The 338-nt window shown below is 51.5% G+C and carries 1 protein-coding gene; it reads right to left on the reverse strand.

Features of this window, described 5'->3' with window-relative positions; all coding sequences use genetic code 11:
- The coding region (locus J4050_RS15245) for a CLIPPER-2 domain-containing protein (RefSeq protein WP_208155474.1) at positions 1 to 338 on the reverse strand (338 nt) is incomplete at both ends.

Genomic DNA, 338 nt, shown 5'->3' on the forward strand with positions numbered 1-338 from the left:
GGACCACCCGTTACCGTTACCAATGGATCCGTTACCGTAACATTGGTTAAGGTCACGTTACCCGTGTTGGTCACCGTAAAGGCATAAGTGATCGTGTCACCAACATTTGGTATACCATCACCCCCATCGTTCAAGGTGTCCGCCTTGGTAATCGTAATGCCTGGTAAGGCCGGAAGGGTCGTTACCGTTGGGTCGTCTGGGTTACCATCAGAATCACTGTCGTTATCTGTAGCATCGTCCGGGTCGTCCGATAAGCTCGTTACAGTAGTACTACTCGGATCATCGCCGCTTACCGTAGCCGTGTTGGCAAAACTGCCATTGTCTATATCGGCCTGGGT

The organism is Winogradskyella pelagia (assembly GCF_017581965.1).
Lineage (GTDB): Bacteria > Bacteroidota > Bacteroidia > Flavobacteriales > Flavobacteriaceae > Winogradskyella > Winogradskyella pelagia.